The organism is Dictyobacter arantiisoli (genome assembly GCF_008326305.1).
GTDB classification, from domain to species: Bacteria; Chloroflexota; Ktedonobacteria; order Ktedonobacterales; family Ktedonobacteraceae; genus Dictyobacter; species Dictyobacter arantiisoli.
The window spans coordinates 98,842-115,136 of the sequence record NZ_BIXY01000010.1 but is presented as its reverse complement, the minus strand read 5'-3'; the positions used below and the strand labels follow the sequence as shown (position 1 = coordinate 115,136).

General features: G+C 49.9%; 13 protein-coding genes and 2 pseudogenes. 4 read left to right on the top strand and 11 right to left on the bottom strand.

Going from position 1 to position 16,295, the window contains the following annotated elements; all coding sequences use genetic code 11:
• Window positions 1-210 precede the first annotated feature (210 nt).
• Window positions 211-1,335 carry a citrate synthase gene (locus tag F1593_RS05350; protein WP_149400522.1) on the bottom strand — a complete coding sequence of 375 codons (1,125 nt, stop codon included), beginning with the start codon at window positions 1,333-1,335 and terminating at the stop codon, window positions 211-213.
• 327 nt (window positions 1,336-1,662) lie between these two features.
• Between F1593_RS05350 and F1593_RS05345 the strand changes: the two genes are divergently transcribed.
• Window positions 1,663-1,923, top strand: coding sequence for a helix-turn-helix domain-containing protein (locus F1593_RS05345; RefSeq protein WP_149400513.1), 261 nt, complete (start codon window positions 1,663-1,665; stop codon window positions 1,921-1,923).
• A gap of 96 nt (window positions 1,924-2,019) precedes the next feature.
• On the opposite strand, the gene F1593_RS28185 is transcribed toward F1593_RS05345, so the two are convergent.
• The 3 genes from F1593_RS28185 to F1593_RS05335 form a co-directional block, all read right to left on the bottom strand.
• A complete protein-coding gene (locus tag F1593_RS28185) occupies window positions 2,020-2,178 on the bottom strand; it encodes a hypothetical protein (protein ID WP_172631878.1) in 159 nt (52 codons plus the stop codon).
• Window positions 2,179-2,188: 10 nt separating this feature from the next.
• Window positions 2,189-3,070, bottom strand: coding sequence for a hypothetical protein (locus F1593_RS28875; RefSeq protein ID WP_216368784.1), 882 nt, complete (start codon window positions 3,068-3,070; stop codon window positions 2,189-2,191).
• 279 nt (window positions 3,071-3,349) lie between these two features.
• Complete coding sequence (locus tag F1593_RS05335) at window positions 3,350-4,297, bottom strand: glycosyltransferase family 9 protein (RefSeq protein WP_149400512.1); 948 nt, start codon at window positions 4,295-4,297, stop codon at window positions 3,350-3,352.
• A gap of 190 nt (window positions 4,298-4,487) precedes the next feature.
• Between F1593_RS05335 and purH the strand changes: the two genes are divergently transcribed.
• Window positions 4,488-6,056, top strand: coding sequence for a bifunctional phosphoribosylaminoimidazolecarboxamide formyltransferase/IMP cyclohydrolase (gene purH, locus F1593_RS05330; protein ID WP_149400511.1), 1,569 nt, complete (start codon window positions 4,488-4,490; stop codon window positions 6,054-6,056).
• A gap of 270 nt (window positions 6,057-6,326) precedes the next feature.
• Here the strand turns inward: purH and F1593_RS29790 are convergent.
• Window positions 6,327-6,521: pseudogene (locus F1593_RS29790) on the bottom strand (DJ-1/PfpI family protein); the annotation flags it as partial.
• A gap of 164 nt (window positions 6,522-6,685) precedes the next feature.
• Window positions 6,686-7,078 (bottom strand): hypothetical protein, encoded by a 393-nt coding sequence (locus tag F1593_RS05320; protein WP_149400509.1) that lies wholly within the window; start codon window positions 7,076-7,078, stop codon window positions 6,686-6,688.
• Between the two features lie 541 nt (window positions 7,079-7,619).
• Between F1593_RS05320 and F1593_RS05315 the strand changes: the two genes are divergently transcribed.
• Window positions 7,620-8,588 (top strand): alpha/beta fold hydrolase, encoded by a 969-nt coding sequence (locus tag F1593_RS05315; protein ID WP_149400508.1) that lies wholly within the window; start codon window positions 7,620-7,622, stop codon window positions 8,586-8,588.
• A gap of 81 nt (window positions 8,589-8,669) precedes the next feature.
• Here the strand turns inward: F1593_RS05315 and F1593_RS05310 are convergent, their stop codons facing one another.
• The 5 genes and pseudogenes from F1593_RS05310 to F1593_RS29785 form a co-directional block, all read right to left on the bottom strand.
• A complete protein-coding gene (locus F1593_RS05310) occupies window positions 8,670-10,262 on the bottom strand; it encodes an SPFH domain-containing protein (RefSeq protein ID WP_149400507.1) in 1,593 nt (530 codons plus the stop codon).
• A 50-nt stretch (window positions 10,263-10,312) separates the two neighbouring features.
• Window positions 10,313-11,296, bottom strand: coding sequence for a PSP1 domain-containing protein (locus F1593_RS05305; protein WP_149400506.1), 984 nt, complete (start codon window positions 11,294-11,296; stop codon window positions 10,313-10,315).
• A gap of 65 nt (window positions 11,297-11,361) precedes the next feature.
• Window positions 11,362-11,934 (bottom strand): ANTAR domain-containing response regulator, encoded by a 573-nt coding sequence (locus tag F1593_RS05300; protein ID WP_149400505.1) that lies wholly within the window; start codon window positions 11,932-11,934, stop codon window positions 11,362-11,364.
• Between the two features lie 141 nt (window positions 11,935-12,075).
• Window positions 12,076-13,140 (bottom strand): 3-deoxy-7-phosphoheptulonate synthase, encoded by a 1,065-nt coding sequence (gene aroF, locus F1593_RS05295; RefSeq protein ID WP_149400504.1) that lies wholly within the window; start codon window positions 13,138-13,140, stop codon window positions 12,076-12,078.
• Window positions 13,141-13,562: 422 nt separating this feature from the next.
• Window positions 13,563-13,718, bottom strand: a pseudogene (locus tag F1593_RS29785) (hypothetical protein); the annotation flags it as partial.
• Between the two features lie 10 nt (window positions 13,719-13,728).
• Here F1593_RS29785 and F1593_RS05285 point away from each other — a divergent pair.
• Window positions 13,729-16,212, top strand: coding sequence for a beta-mannosidase (locus F1593_RS05285; RefSeq protein WP_235932493.1), 2,484 nt, complete (start codon window positions 13,729-13,731; stop codon window positions 16,210-16,212).
• The last annotated feature ends 83 nt before the right edge of the window (window positions 16,213-16,295 follow it).

Here is a 16,295-nt window from a genome sequence, read left to right as displayed (position 1 = left end):
AAACCAAAGCATCAAAACATCACCTTGAAGAACACCACCTTTGCCGACTTCCTGCAACCCATTCCTCGTCGGTCTCTACAGAATTCATCTCCTCCGCTTCTCGCTATTTAAGCGGTATTGCCCGTGAAGGGTGGCTGCGACGAGTGCATTTCGTCCTCATTCCTCGTATTGAAGCGGTATTGACCGCAAGGATCGGGCCTTCTCTTGATGTTATTTGCGTTCGGACAGGGGAACGAATGTTTCACTTAATGGTCCAGTATATTCGGCTTCGGGACGGATCAAACGATTATTGTTAGCCTGTTCCAGGATGTGGGCGGTCCATCCAGCGCAACGGCTGACGGCGAAGGTTGGTGTAAAGAGGTCTCCGCTGAGTCCAACTGCATTCATCAATGCGGCGGAATAATATTCGACATTGGTATAGAGACGGCGTCCAGGTTTTAATTCATCTAGCAGGCGCTGTGCGGTTTCTTCGACATGATGGGCCAGTAGGAAATTATCGGGATCGGCCACACGCGCCATTTCGCGTAACTCTTCGGCGCGTGGATCAAACGTTTTATAGACACGATGTCCAAAACCCATCAGGCGGCCGCCAGTCGTAATTGCATTGCGAATCCATGGCTCAGCATTTTCGACGCTTCCAATGGAATGGATCATGTCCTGTACTTTTGAGGGGGCACCGCCGTGGAGCGGACCCTTCAGGGCGCCCAGGGCTGCAACCAGGGATGAGGCAATATCTGATTCGGTACTGGCAACGATACGTGCTGTGAAGGTTGATGCATTCATGCCGTGGTCTGCCAGGAGTACCAGGTAGGAATTTAAACCCCGTACATGTTCTTCTTTAGGGAGTTCGCCCGTAAGCAAGTAAAGATAGTTCGCTGCATGGCCCAGTTCTGACCGTGACTCTAGCGGCTCTAATCCCTGACGATAGCGGTTGAAGGCGGCCAGGAAAAGCGGGAAGCGCGCCGTAGCGGCAATTGCCTGATCAATACTGGGTTTTCCTGAAATGCTAATCGCGCCCCAGGCAGAGACTGCTGTCCGCAAAACATCCATCGGTTGGGAGTTGTCGGGGAGTTCGCGAATGTTATGTAAAACGAGCTCGGGGATTGTTCGTTCTGCAACAAACTTCTCGTGTAAGGATGCTAGTTCCTTCTGGTCAGGCAGATGTCCGAACCAGAGCAAGTGAGCCACCTCTTCAAATGTCGAGGTGCGTGCCAGATCATGAATATCATACCCGCGATAAATCAAGCGTCCAGCAGTTCCATCTACCTTACTGATCGCAGTAGTTGCAGCAATGATGCCTTCCAATCCTCCTTTATTTTGCTTCACGGTTGGCATTGAGCCAGTATCTTTTTGCGGGGTATTTCCGGTATCTGGTATCGTCATCGACATATTATGTCTGCTCCTTTGCTTTTTTTCAGGTATTACTAGCCAATTTGTATCTTCTCTCTATGTTGTATCATTAATGCCTATAAATGTCAATATAACTCGACTTGACTCGACTTATATCGACCAGAATTGATAAGGCTTGATTTTTCAACGGAAACATGCGAAGATAAAAAGTGTCAAAACGGTGGGAATCGAACATGAAAAGATAGTGTCGTATCTCCTGGTGTTTGAGGACCATTTCACAATAGTAAATTGAATTGAAAGGAGGGCTGAGCTTTGATTGAGCTAAATGGAGAAAATTATCTGAACGGTCGCGAAGCTTCCAGCTTCCTGGGTGTTAAGATTTCGACGTTGTATACGTATGTAAGCCGTGGAGTTCTCTCGAGCTATAAACAGGGTATCAAGCGTCAACGGCTCTATAAACAGACTGAATTAGAAGCCCTCTTACGCCTGCGTTCAAGTAGCGATAGCGTAACTGACACGGCGTCAGAGACGACTGAACTGCCGTACGCCAGGGACTGGGTACCTGATCTTTAATGTATCAGGCCCCTGTCCGCTCATCGTGAGTGGGCCTGATATCGTTAGATGTATAGGCCCGCGCTTTTCTCTGTAACCTCTGTTTTACCACCCTTTTTAAGCCATATGTGTGTTGTAATGTATCCCAGACTGTTTCGCCTCCAGGTAGTGCACAGAAATGCCAGAGATATGTGTTGAGGGTGGATTATCTCCGACGAGCAATATCTCCTCTAACAGTGTCTCCGCATTGGGTTGAATACGCGCCAGTGCCTCCATATATCTATCTTTAGCCTCCCAGGTGAATTTTGACAGTTTGCGGTTGTGAGTTAAGCTGTTGCCCATTCGCGCCCCGGGCTACGGCAACGACACTGGCAGTTGCCGTACGAATAAATCCTATATATGCTTTGTCGTTGATCTGCCAGGCAATGACTGCATTCCCATTTCCATCCGTTGGTTGTTCTGCAGTTGTAATATAAGGTGGATTGGCGTTAGTAGTTATTGTTAGCCAGACGGTCGCGCCTGGAATGCTGCTGACCGAGACTGAAACGGTTGTATGATTATTTACTGTTGTAGGGATGCTGGTAATCTGTACGCTGAGTGGTGTATTGGGATTAGCCGTAGGTGAAGGTTGGGGCGTTGGCGACGGTACAGGTGTTGGTGTCACCTGTGGTGTGGGTGTTGGCGTCGGCATGGCGGTAGCCTGGATAGTGGCAGTGGCCTGTGCGCCAGCCGCCTGTCCAGTTGCTGGTGTTGCAGTACCGGTTGGCGTTGTGGTGGTGGTGGGTATATCAGCTTGCTGTTGAGGCGAAGAAGATCCATGCATAAAAGCGTTGCCTAGCAGGGCCACTCCCACAATACTACTCAGCAGAATGACGCCAATTGCCACAAAAAGTACTTTATAAGCAGGATCTCTTTTCCAGAGTGCTGCCAGTTTGACATGAGGCCCTCCTGGCGGTAATGCCTGATTGTTTTGCGGACGTATCAGTTGTTCTGGTCGCACTGTTGGCCGTGGTTGCGTCAGGGGAGGGTGGTGTCCTGCCGCCGCTTGTACATGAGGATCAGTGAATGCCGCAGGGGTAAACATTTCTGTTGGAGCATCATGCTGTATCGGCTCACCTCCTCCGAGTAAATCCGGGCGATAGAGTGGATCTGATGGGCCTCCGTTCATTGTATGTTCTCCTCTCGGCAATGAATATTTATCAAAATATTACTATGTTTGTATGTATGCTCAGTGCTGTTTTTCATCTTTGTATCAATACATATACAGGTGGTCAAAAATACCCATACACAAATCAGTATATGTGATCTCCTCATTTATGTAAAATTATGAGAGGTGAACTAACAAAAAGTGCTACTTAACAGATGCACTCATACAACAGCATAAGCCAGTTACCTGAGAATGGCTCCTGTTGCTGATCGTGCATAGAATCGAGGCGCGCACATTGCGCTATACATCCTTATCGGCATGCAAGCCTGCCAGAAGTTGGGGCAGTACCTGTTGTGGAGCTAAGGAGGCGAGGGAGGGTTCATACAAAACCGTGACACGCGGACCGATTGGTTTCCAGATGGTGGGATTGCTGGGACCAAAGAGCGCCAGGGTTGGTAAGCCAAGCAGGGCAGCTAGATGGGTAATGCCAGTATCGTTGCCGAGATATCCGCAACAGTGCCGTAATTCTTGTGCGACCGTCAAGAGTGGAACATTCTCGCTGAGCCGCAGAAGATCGGCCTGTGGTGGTGGTGGAAGGCAATGAAGTAGTTCCTCCTGGCGTTCATAGTCAGCAGGTCCTGTAAATATGTTGACAGCTATCTGCTGTTGCCAGAGTGAGCGAATAACAGTGGCGAAATGAGTCACCGGCCAGCATTTATGGCTGCCTCCGCTGCCAGGATGGATGGCAATGGTACGGTGTTGTTGTGCTTGAGCCTCTTCCCTGATCCATTCATACTCCTGCGGTGGTTGCCAGTTGCAGGCCCGCAGATCAGTTATACCGATGCTCTGAGCCAGATAGGAGAGGATGGGTATTGCCTGTGTCGGGCGGCCAGGTGCGATAGCAATCTCCGCAATTCCGGTGGCCTGGAGATTCCTTTTGACGCAGTCATCCGGATCGGGAAGCCAGCAGATGGCGCGCTCAATCCGTTGTAAGCATTGTTGTAACTGTTGCTGAGCAGGACGTGTGGATGTAGAGATGGAGGGTTGCATGAAGAGGCCGCTCCAGAGCCGGTTTTCATAGTTTGAGGTCCTTTCAGCCAGGTGCCAGGCCTGGATAAGGGGTAACACAGCGGAATTACCTACGAAGGTTACCTGTGGATCAGGTGTGTGGGTGCGTATATAGCGTAGGAGCGGCAGGGTTAGCAGGGTATCACCGATAGCTCCTGGTCGTATTATCAGTATCTGCATCGTAACTCATCTCTCCTTCCTGATTGGACATGGCTGTCATCGGTTGCACTGCTTGAAGCGTGTAAAAGCCACAAAGCAAGCTTAATCATGTCATGTATTGCGGCTAGCTATTGTTGTCATGTGTTGTGGTCATGCCTACCTTCCTCATTTCGTTATTTGGTGTCAATGACACATTCCGAAAGGATGATCAATGAAAGCGATACTCAGTGTAGCTAATCGGGAGGGACTCCCATTGTTAGCGCAGGAACTTCGAAGTCATCATGTCACGATCTTTTCCACCTCAGATACCCAGCAGTTCTTGTGGAAAGAAGGTATTGAATCCCAGCCGGTGAGTACATTGACACAATTTCCTGAGATTTTAGATGGCTGTGTAAAAACCTTGCATCCAGCCATTTTCGGAGGAATTTTAGCACACCGTGGCCTACCTGCACATGAAAAAGAGCTCAAAGCACAACATATTCAATCAATTGATATCGTTGTTGTCAATCGCTATCCTTTTGTTGAAACGGTTGGTGAACCAACCATCTCGCTCGATATGGCACTGGAGCAGATCGATATCGGAGAAGCTGCGTTGATACGAGCTGCTGCCAGGAATTTCCAGAACGTGGTCGTACTGGTGCGCCCGCAGGATTATGCCCCCGTGCTTCAGGAATGGCGTGAGCAAGGTGAGATAAGTCTGCAAACGCGTCGCTATTTAGCGGCAATTGCCTTCCAGCAGTCGGCCAGTTATGATACAGCGGTTGCCACGTACTTGCGCGGTGCACTATCGGAGCGCTTCCCCGAAGAGCTCACGCTGGCACTTGAACGTATTGATGTCTTACGCTACGGGGAAAATCCTCATCAGCACGCGGCACTCTATCGCTGGGCTGATAGACCAACAGCTGTGAATCTTCCCACGCTTGCTGACTCCGAAATTTTACATGGGAAAGATCTCTCTTATAATAATGTCCTGGATCTGGATGCAGCCTTAAATGTGGTCCAGAGCTTTACCGCGCCCACCGTTGTGATCGTCAAGCAAACCAATCCATGTGGACTGGCCTGTGATGATGTGCTGGTAGAGGCTTACACGAAGGCACATGCGGCCGATCCCGTTTCAGCGGCTGGTGGCGTCATTGGCTCTAATCGCCAGATTGATCAAGCAACCGCTCAAGAAATTAGCCAGTTAACGTATGAAGCAGTGATCGCGCCCGATTTCTCGGCTGAGGCTCTCCAAATTCTGCGTAAACACAAAACGATACGCTTATTGGCGACCCATTGTCCCATCGAGCCCCGGCTGATCAATACACAGCGCTTACTGATGGGACATATAGAGGTACGCACCGTCTGTGGTGGCTTATTACTCCAGACGCCAGATTTTGTTGGGGATGGGGATGCTGAATATCGTGTGGTATCTGATCGAGAACCAACGCTGGAAGAGATTACCGATCTGATGTTTGCCTGGAAGGTCGTGCGGGGCGTGACATCGAATGCCATTGTGCTGGCGCATAAGCTCATGGTGGTAGGTGTTGGAGCTGGTCAGATGAATCGTATGACCAGCGTGCACCTGGCGGTTGAAAAAGCCTCAGAGCGCGCGCGTGGCGCGGTGCTCGCCTCCGATGCATTTTTCCCCTTTGCTGACGGGATCGAAGCTGCCGCCAAAGCTGGCATCACCGCCATCATTCAACCCGGCGGCTCCCAACGCGACGAAGATGCCATACGAATGGCGAACCGCTATGTCATGGCTATGATCTTCACCGGCAAACGACACTTCAGGCATTAGCGATATTATAAATAAATAACGTAGGTGCGGCAAGAACGGATGTGAGTCCCGCTTCCTGTACATCGTACTCAACCGTAGACCCATCCATATCCCAATATTCGCGTTTGGGTAAATCACCGAGCGTTGGGGCAAGATTATGGTACGAGACGAGGAAAGCGCACCTCGGCTGCGGCCTCGGCACGCACCTACACTTCTCCATCGTGATTTGGGTATTTCCTCCGTTTTTGGGCATTTGTGGTTTTTCTAAAGCGTTGTTTTTATTTTATTGATCGCCGTTGGAACAGCGGCGGTCAGTATCTGGCCGTCATCGACGTAGAGCACCTGTGGATCAACGTGTACTTTGGGAAAGCGCGCTACCATCTCTGCTGCTGATCCCCAATAGGCGGTGGCGCGGCGACCATCAAGCAATCCTGCGGCCGCGAGGAGGAAGGACCCGGAGCAGTATGAGACGATGCGAGCATCTGCTGATAGGCTAGGGATCGGGAAATGGTTCAGTTTGATAGCAATCAGGCTGTTCAATCCTAGAGTGTAATGTGGCAAAAAACAATGCTGATAATAGTTGCGAATTTACATAGCAACTGTTATCAGCATTGTTTTTCTCAGTACTGGTTGTTTCTGCGGTGCGCGTATTATGCGGAAGCGACGAGATCATCTGAGAAGAAGCGTACCCAGAGTACCACTACGGCCAGGCCGCCGATCAAAGCGAAAAAGCCGACAGCTCCACCATTGGTATTGCCTGGATCTTTAAACGGATAAAAGAAAATGAGGGAGAGCCAGATAATGGTCAGGGTTGCGGTCGCGCTTAACTTTTTAGTTTCGGGATTGGCATTAATGAACAGGTGATAACAGGCTACAACAATTAACCCGATCACCCCTAATACCATCTTTAAAGAGGTAAGGTTTGAGCCATCACCACTCCAGTCGATGACGATGGAGTCCTTGATAAATATGAACAAACACATCCAGAGGATGGCCAGGACAACACCTATTACAACCTTACGAATCTCCAATGGACTATTCACGGCAATACGGCTCCTTTCGAGGAGGATATGTTACAAGAAAAGGACTAGTCAGTGAGAATGCACAAAAATCTTTTTGTGTATTCGTATTGTAGTCGTTATATCAGAATAAATCAACGTCTGCTCAGATGAAGCAGGGCTTTCCAATTCTCTTTTTGTCAGCTTCGGTGAGGGAGTGAAGAGAGATAGGATGTACTCATCCCAGATCCCCGGCAGTAGGACTGCTTTCTCCTGCATCCCTGCTTGAAAATTGAGCAGCTCTATCAAATGATAGTTTGAAGACACTTGCAGGCAGGTTGTAATAGCTGTTTTTTAGGGCATTAGAAGGATATTTGGGCTAGTACCGTTTGCGTTTTCGCATTCTCACATGCTATAGTAACTGCTGAGCCTGCTCTGCTCTAGACGTTCAATTCGAATTGAGATATGAATATTTTTATAGGTAAGATTTCTATAGTAGAATGTTGAGACGGCCCTTTGGTATACGATGGAATGGTCGTTGCAAAAATAAAAATTGGTAGAACAGCAAGTAGGAGTGTTTATTCAGATGACAATTGCAAAGAAATTGTTTAACACCAGCCTGGTGCTTGGCAGTGCATTGGGTGCACTGGCTCTGTATAATAAAGTCACGGAAACGATGGCAGGCGAGCTTGACACTGTTCTAACGGGAGAAGAGCGCCGCTATCCGTGGAAATACGGGGATATGTTCTATGAGGTGAAGGGCGATCGTGAGGTGAAGCCGCTGGTATTGATTCATGGTTTTGGTCCGGGAGCATCTTCATATGAGTGGCGCAAAAACATCAATACGTTATCCGAGCAGTTCCGTGTCTATGCATTGGATTTGCTGGGGCATGGTCTCTCCGATCATCCCGTGATTGATTATGATGCTGAAACCTATACAGATCTGCTCAATGATTTTATCCGTGAGGTGGTTGGTAAGCCCGCGCTCGTGGTGGCCCATGGTCTCACCAGTGCTTATGTGATTGCCGCCGCCTATCGTCGTCCACAACTGTTTGAGCGCCTGATGCTGGTTGCTGCTCCTCCCACGATTTTACAGGAAGCGTATCCCGGTCCCTTGAATGCAGTATGGAAGTTTGTCTTACGGACTCCCATTGTTGGTCAATTCATCTACAACACTTTGACATCACGTCCGGCTATTCGTAATTACTATGATGGTCAGGGTTATCATAATCCCGGCTTGATTACCGATGAACTGGTAGAATATATCTATACGACCGCCCATCAGCCCAACAGTCGCCATGCGGCAGCTGCTTTCTTGAGCGGGCATCTACACCTGGATGTGCATGAGCCGCTGGCACGTCTCCAGGTACCAGTGGTGGCGCTCTGGGGACGGGAAGGTTTCCTGACTCCTGCCGAGGCCAGTTCAGCGTTTAAGCGCGTCAATTCTCGTATTGAAGTGCGTCTGTTGGATAAAGCTACCCTGCAATTACAAGATGAGCAGGCGGCCCAGTTTAATAATGTACTGCGTGAATTTAGCGGTAGCGCGGTCAAATAGCTCTCTCTACTAAAAAAGAAGGGCGGCTACGTTCGTATAGCCGCCCTTCTTTTTTGACTCAATGACTATTCCTGCTATGATCTAACTGCCAGCTGCTGGTAGACTTTCATCCCCGGGTCGTTGTATCACCAGTTCCGGCTGCGTTTCATCACGATATATTCCCTGTGGATACTCTTGCTCATTCTGTCGAGCTTGCTCATACAGATTGAGTGCGGCGCGGGCTGGATCAAAGCTGACGGTTTGTGCCAGCTCGGGGTTTTGCGCCACGGCTTCAAATCTGGCTGCGATATTGCGAATGGTCATAGGATCGGTAATTTTACCGTTCTGCACTTCCTGATAAGCGGATGCCAGGACTGCCTCCGAAAGATGTGGATTGACCTCAGCGGGCGGCGTAATAGATTGCGCTTGCATGGCTGGTTGATATGTGGAGCGTTCATCCGGTAGCGTTGTATGGGCGACTGATTGTGTTGATCGCGCTGCCACGGGCTCAGGTTTGGCCCATGCACTCGTCATTGCGGGCGTACTTGTTGCCATTGTCGTTGAACTCTCTACAGATTCAATTTTAAATGATCCATGGGGAGCAATCTCGATATCCCGGATACTGACCCAGCTAATTTGCACTCCCCAGAGTGCGGCCCGGTCGCGGAGCTGTTCAAACAAGAAGTTTTCGATCTGTTTACGGCGTTCGAACCCGGCTGTGAAATCATCATCGCCAGGCTGAAAGCTACTGCTATGTCGACCATCCGGCCAGATCAAGAAATCATCTGGCTGAAAGACAGTCGGGATAGATTGGAGTATCGTTTGAAAGAGATCGCGCAGGCTTGTTTGCCAATCCAGAACCTGCGTGATCGCCAGATAGGCATCCTCTGGCAGCAACTGATAGGTAACAACGCCACGCAGCATTACATCTTCGTCGCGAGAGATCTGCACAATCTGTATTGGACTGATCCATTCGACCTCAACCACGCTGAGCTGGGCCTTAACCTCTTCCCAGGGGAGCAGGATATTAAAGCCTGGATACAGGGTACGAGCATACTTTTTAAAGCTAAAAACAATATCTACCATACCTTCTGGTACAGGATGAAGATAGCGACGCATCAATACCACGCCAAGTGCGACCAGCGCTAGCAGTGTCACCACGCCCACCAGGGGATTAAACAGGGTGAAACAGATCAACAACAAGAAAAAGCAGAAGCCTCCTAGCGTACCCAGTATCCATTGTGCATGGTCGGCTCCTGTATAATAGACAATCAAGCCCTGTGCGAGCGTTCCCCCGAGAATCACCAGCAAGATAGGCCAAAAAGCTATGGCGGGAAAAACGGCGTGGCCTGAGGCAATTTGAGGTAAGACAATCAAGCAGGTGAGACCACCTAGCACGAGAGGAATCGCTATTGATGTAATATACTGACTGACATTTTTCAAGGCTTCAACGGCTGAGGATGCAGTACGAGCAGTCGTGCTAGAAAAGCCACCCGCACGTGCGTTACTGGTATCCCCTCCATGTGGTGGGAGAGCACCGGCATAGTCATCCTCAAAATCTGCTTGATCGTCTTGATATTGGACCAACTCCCCCTCTACTATGGGAGACTGTTCATCAGGAAGTTGATGCCAATGAGACGCTGAGTTGGGGGGATCTTGACTGCCATCCCCGGGGTCCTTCCTGTCCGACGACATGTGTACACGCACCTTCCTCTCATCTCTACAACCAGTTAGTCGTTTGTTCACTATTTCCTGTTCAGACTACATGATCCGCAGCCGCCGCCACCTTTGGTACTACAGCCACCGCTTCCACAGCCGCCACCTTTGGAGCCACAGCCACCGCTTCCACAGCCGCCACCTTTGGCGCTACAGCCACAACTTCCACCTTTGGCGCTACAGCCGCCCGCTTTCACGGGTTGACTTTCAACCGGGGTGTGAATTGTGACGCCACTCTCAAGCATGACTTCAACGGAATTTTGTGGCACATTGATTGAGACAACCTTGCCACGACCACTGGGGGTATCTAGAAAGGTCCCGATTTGTGGCATCTGCTGTTTGGCCTGAATGTAGTTGTCATTTTCATACGAGAGACAGCACATCAAGCGTCCGCAGACACCCGAGATTTTGGAGGGATTCAGAGGGAGCCCCTGTTCTTTTGCCATTTTGATCGAGACGATTCCAAAGTCAGTGATCCAAGAACTACAACAGAGGGTTTTGCCGCAAGGACCTACACCGCCTTGCAATTTGGCTTGATCGCGTGCACCAATCTGGCGCAACTCAATACGCGTACGGAACGTAGAGGCCAGGTCACGGACCAGGATCCGAAAATCTACACGTTCGTCCGCAGTAAAGTAAAAGGTCAGGCGGCTCCCATCGAACGTATATTCAGCCTCAACAAGCTTCATGGGAAGCTTGTGATACATCACACGCTCGTGGCAGCGAACCAATGCTTCTTTTTCTTTACTCTTAAAGGAAAGCATCATCCGCAGTTCGTCTTCTGTCGCCAGATGTAGAATTGGTTTCAAGGGATCGCTCAGGTCGCCTTCTGCCAGTTTCTTTGAGGCAATCACTACACGACCAGCCTCTACACCACGAACTGTTTCTACAATGACGTACTGGCCATTCGAAAAGACCTGTTCTACGGGATCAAAGTAGTAAATACGGCCCGTAGGACGAAAGCGAATACCAACCACAGCAACTGTTTTTTCGGTTTGCATTGCCAGTGACATCGTTTTTCAATTCTTTGCTAGACTATCAAAGGATGGTGCGTCATTGCCACATCCCTTGATCCTGCCTACATCTCATTGGTAAGTAAAATAGCCTCAGCTACTTCGCGCATCGATTTGCGATTATTCATGCTCGCTTTTTGGATCTTACGGAAGGCCTCCTGCTCCGAAAGACCGTTTTTTTCCATCAACAGTCCCTTGGCGCGCTCGACAACCTTACGTGTCTCCAATTTCTCGGTCAGAGTGCGGTTCTCATCTTCAATCGCACGATATTCGCTATAGCGGGCCAGCGTGACTTCAATCGCCGGGGCGACTTCACTCTCGCGCAGAGGTTTCACAATATAGTTAACAACCCCTGCCTCTTTAGCACGCTCGACCAACTGTTGGTCACCGAAGGCCGTGAGCAACAACACTGGTGCAATTTTTTCCTGGGTAAGCGTTTCGGCGGCAGCGATGCCGTCCATATCAGGCATACGGATGTCCATGATGATCAGGTCTGGTCGTAATTCACGAGCCAGATTGACCGCACTCTGTCCATCCCCTGCTTCTCCAATAACGAGATAGCCTTGTTTTGTAAGCACATCCTTCAGATCCATGCGCTGAATGGCTTCGTCATCGGCAATAATAATTCGTGTTGGCATTAGTGTCTCCTCAAAGCCTTTGGTCTATTCCCACCCATCTTCTAAAATACTCTTTCTACGTACAAAGAGTATATCATAACTCTGGATCAAGCGTCGATAGTGAATATGACACCGCGGGTGGTCTGCTCTATCCCTCCTAATCTATGCTACATAGGCCTCGCCCCGCAGCATACGGGCGATCATATGTGTTTCCTGAATGATTTTTTCCAGTTGTGTTGGCGTAATAGATTGCTTGCTATCGCAGAGCGCTTTATCTGGATCTGGATGGGCTTCGATGATTAATCCCTGGGCTTCGGCGGCGATAGCGGCACGTGACATGATGGGAACTAGTTCGCGGCGACCTGTGGAATGACTGGGATCGACGACAATTGGCAAGTGGGTTAATTGATGAAGCAATGGGATGCAGGTAAGATCAAGAACGTTGCGTGTCTGTGGATCGTAGCTACGAATACCACGTTCACAGAGAATGACATTGGGATTGCCTGCCGCCAGGATGTATTCCGCTGCTAGCAACCACTCATCCAGAGTAGAGGAGAATCCTCGTTTAAGGAGTACTGGCAGCTTTTTACTATTGCGTCCAGCCGCCAATAAAAGTGGGAAATTCTGAGCATTACGTGTGCCGATTTGCAGGACATCGGCATATTGCGCTACCGTTTCAACCATTCCAGGCTCCATTACCTCGGTAATCACTGGTAGGCCAGTTACTTCTCGTGCTTCGGCGAGCATATGCAGACCTTCGATGCCCAACCCCTGGAACTGATAGGGTGATGTACGCGGCTTGAATGCACCACCACGTAAAACACGTGCTCCTGCTCGTTTGACCGCTTGTGCGGTTGTAATGAGTTGCTCACGGCTCTCGACCGCACATGGCCCGGCCATCACGACTGGCATGGATTGCTCTCCACCTATGGTAACAGGATTACAGGCATGGGTTTCACCGATGGTGATGGTGGTGTTGTGTGTTTGGAAGAGGCGACTTGCTAATTGATAACTGGTCTTGGGAGAGTGGAGGGTGGCGACGGCGGGCTGAGCGGAGAGGGCGGTGTGTGCCTGAGCATCAAGCGATGCTGAGTCCAGGGCGATAACCTCACGTTCACCCATCTGCGTTGACGTTATCGGGTGCTGGCTCCCGGTGATACGACATAAAAGGGCCATTAACTGCGCTCGTTCATCACTGCTCGCTTCATTCTGAATGGTAATAATCATGGTGCAATCCTTTCAGTTCCAAACACTAAATAATTCAAGCCGGGGCGGAATTTGAGAAACAAAAAAGCAGAGGATATATTCCTCTGCTCGCCCAGCATGCTGGTGGTTTGTTTTTGCTCAGCCCAAAGGGCCCACCATCATGCTGGAGGGCTAAACCAATAATAAAAACTCGATTGTACGAATTTGATATGCAGGCTAAGCATAAGTTTGTCCACTTTTCTTTTTTGGATCGAACACGTTATCTCGTTGGCTCAGATCCTTATCATGATTATACGTACCCATTGATCCATCTGTCAAGAGGTAATTTTTTTTCTTGTGGTATTTTTCAGCTTCCACACTTCCTGAAGATGTATTATGATGTTCCCTTTGTATTATCTTCTTATGACTACCGTCACTCCTGCCCATTCTCTATAGTATTATTCCTATCTGGGAATATGCCTGTTACGTATCGCTGGTTTTTGCCTGTGGAGAAATTGTAAAATGAAAGGCAGGTTGAAAGAATTTATGGTTGTCGAAGCACTTTCAGGCTGGTATGCTGTACAAAAGCAAGCGCTTTTTACTGCTTTCTTTGAAAGGAATGTGTATTCTGTGAATTATCGAGACCTTTCGGCTGGCTGGCAATTAAAGCAACGGAACGCTGAAATTGCTTTAAACGATGATTTTGTCTCTGCAGACACATGGATTGCGGCAAGCGTTCCTGGCGTTGTGCAGCTAGATTTATTGGCGGCTGGTAAGATTCCGGCCCCTTTTGAGGGATTGAATGAAACACAGCTGCAATGGATTGGCGAATGTGATTGGCTCTATCGCACTACTTTCTCATTGACGGCTGAGGATCTTGCGCATGGCGCACTTCAGTTATGCTTTGATGGCCTGGATACCTATGCTACTGTCTGGTTGAATGATACCCAGATCTTGCAGAGCGATAATATGTTTGTTCCCTATCGCCTGGATGTAAAAGCTTTGCTCCAGGAGGGGAACAACGAATTACATATCTTATTTGAGTCGGCCTTACTACGTGGTAAGGAGCTTGAGGAGCAGAATGGCGGCAAGCTTCCTCTCTGGAATGGCGATTCCAGCCGCCTCTATGTGCGCAAGGCACAATATCACTATGGTTGGGATTGGGGGCCGATCTTTATGACAGCGGGTCCCTGGCGAGCTATCCACTTAGAGGCATATGAGGTACGTATCGCTGATGTGCATTGTCCCTACGAGGTAGCTGAGGACTTATCCAGCGCGCTGTTGCCGATCCACGTACAGATTGAGAACGGTGAGCGTAGCACAGCGGCGGAACTTTCTGTCGCACTCTATAATCCAGCCGGTGTGCTAGTGGCTGAGCAAACGGTTCCCGTCCAGAGTGAGAGAACCGACGTGCAGCTCACACTTGAGCAGGTTGAATTATGGTGGCCGCATGGCTACGGCGAGCAGCCCCTTTATCGCCTTGAGACGATCGTGAGAGACGCGCAGGGCGTACTGGATCAGCATTCTCTGGTTCTGGGCTTGCGCCGTCTGGGATTGATCCAGCATGCCTTGCAGGATGAGCCAGGCAGTAGTTTCTATTTTGAGATCAATAATACCCCCATCTTCTGTGGTGGTGCGAACTGGATTCCTGCCGATTCGTTCACGACGAGCATTGATCGCGCCCGCTATCGTCAATGGTTGCAACTGGCGGTGGATGGCAATATGACCATGTTGCGTGTCTGGGGAGGAGGTATCTTTGAGGATGCTACTTTCTATGAGCTCTGCGATGAAATGGGCATTTTAATCTGGCAAGACTTTCTGTTTGGCTGTGGGATATATCCCGCTGTCGACTGGTTCAAGCAGAGTGTACGCACTGAAGCGGAGGCGAACGTTCGGTTGTTGCGTCATCATCCCAGCATTGTACTCTGGTGTGGCAATAACGAGGACTATGCTATCGCCGGGCCGAAATATGATCCTACTGTGACAGAGAATTTTGAGGAGACAGCGTTTCCAGCGCGCGTCATTTATGAGCAGATTCTGCCGCAGGTATGTGCGCAGCTTGATCCTACTCGTCCCTACTGGCCTGGCAGTCCCTTTGGTCATGGTCCCAACCATCCTCAGGGGTCAAAAGTGGATGATACTACCGTGGGCGATACTCACGTCTGGACTGTCTGGCATGGTGGCGTGGCCTATCAGGATTATTATAAGCTGGCGGGCCGTTTTGTCAGCGAGTTTGGTATGGAAGCCTTCCCGGTCATGGAAACCATCAAGGAGTTTGCGCCCGAGTCTGAATGGTATCCACAGAGCCGTACGCTTGACTTCCATAACAAGGATGCCGGTGGTCCACGCCGTCTGGCCCCGTATATCGTCGATAATGTTCGTGTGGCCGCCGATCTACCAGGCTACATCTATAATACTCAGTTTATTCAATCCGAGGCGCTGGGATCGGCGATCCGTGGTTGGCGCAGACGCTGGCAGGGACCTGGACGTGAATATACAGCCGGAGCACTTGTCTGGCAGCTCAATGACTGCTGGCCAGTTACCAGTTGGGCCGTTGTGGACTATTATTTGCGGCCCAAGCCAGCTTATTACACAATCAAACGTGAACTGGCTCGCTATGCAGTTGGATTGGCACAACACGAGTCTGAACCGGTGCATGCCTGGGCCGTCAATGGAGAGCAGCGCGAAGTCCAGTTCGAACTTGAGCTACGTACCTGGAATCTCGCCGGTGAATTGTTGGATGAGCAGAGCCAGACTATCGTGTTACCGCCCAATCAGGCGAGCGAACTGGCAACCTTATCCCGTCCTCAGGGCGAAAACTGGGTGATGCAGGCTCGTCTCCTCAAAGACAAAGCCATCGTTGCTCGCGCAACCCTCTGGCCCGAACCATTCAAATATCTGTCCCTCCCTGATCCTGAAATCGAGATCGAACAGATTGATGAGAACAGTATCAGCGTGACCGCCAAGCGTCCTGCCAAAGGTGTCTGGCTGAACGCGCCGGGCAATCTCACCTGGAGCGACAATATGCTCGATGTCTTACCGAATGATCCTCAGATTATTCAAGTCAAAGGCTACGATGCATCCTCTGTCGAGATTACCTGGCTTGGTAAGTAAATCGAGCCATCCTGTTAGGAGATAAACGCTGTATAAAGTTGAGGAGGAAGACCGGACACGCCGATCTTCCTCCTCAACTTTCA

Excerpts from the sequence above, each read along its gene's own strand:
- F1593_RS05350 (WP_149400522.1), bottom strand. The coding sequence starts at position 1,335 with ATGCCAACCGTGAAGCAAAATAAAGGAGGATTGGAAGGCATCATTGCT.
- F1593_RS28185 (WP_172631878.1), bottom strand. The coding sequence starts at position 2,178 with ATGGAGGCACTGGCGCGTATTCAACCCAATGCGGAGACACTGTTAGAG.
- F1593_RS28875 (WP_216368784.1), bottom strand. The coding sequence starts at position 3,070 with ATGAACGGAGGCCCATCAGATCCACTCTATCGCCCGGATTTACTCGGA.
- F1593_RS05335 (WP_149400512.1), bottom strand. The coding sequence starts at position 4,297 with ATGCAGATACTGATAATACGACCAGGAGCTATCGGTGATACCCTGCTA.
- purH (WP_149400511.1), top strand. The coding sequence starts at position 4,488 with ATGAAAGCGATACTCAGTGTAGCTAATCGGGAGGGACTCCCATTGTTA.
- F1593_RS05315 (WP_149400508.1), top strand. The coding sequence starts at position 7,620 with ATGACAATTGCAAAGAAATTGTTTAACACCAGCCTGGTGCTTGGCAGT.
- F1593_RS05310 (WP_149400507.1), bottom strand. The coding sequence starts at position 10,262 with ATGTCGTCGGACAGGAAGGACCCCGGGGATGGCAGTCAAGATCCCCCC.
- F1593_RS05305 (WP_149400506.1), bottom strand. The coding sequence starts at position 11,296 with ATGTCACTGGCAATGCAAACCGAAAAAACAGTTGCTGTGGTTGGTATT.
- F1593_RS05300 (WP_149400505.1), bottom strand. The coding sequence starts at position 11,934 with ATGCCAACACGAATTATTATTGCCGATGACGAAGCCATTCAGCGCATG.
- aroF (WP_149400504.1), bottom strand. The coding sequence starts at position 13,140 with ATGATTATTACCATTCAGAATGAAGCGAGCAGTGATGAACGAGCGCAG.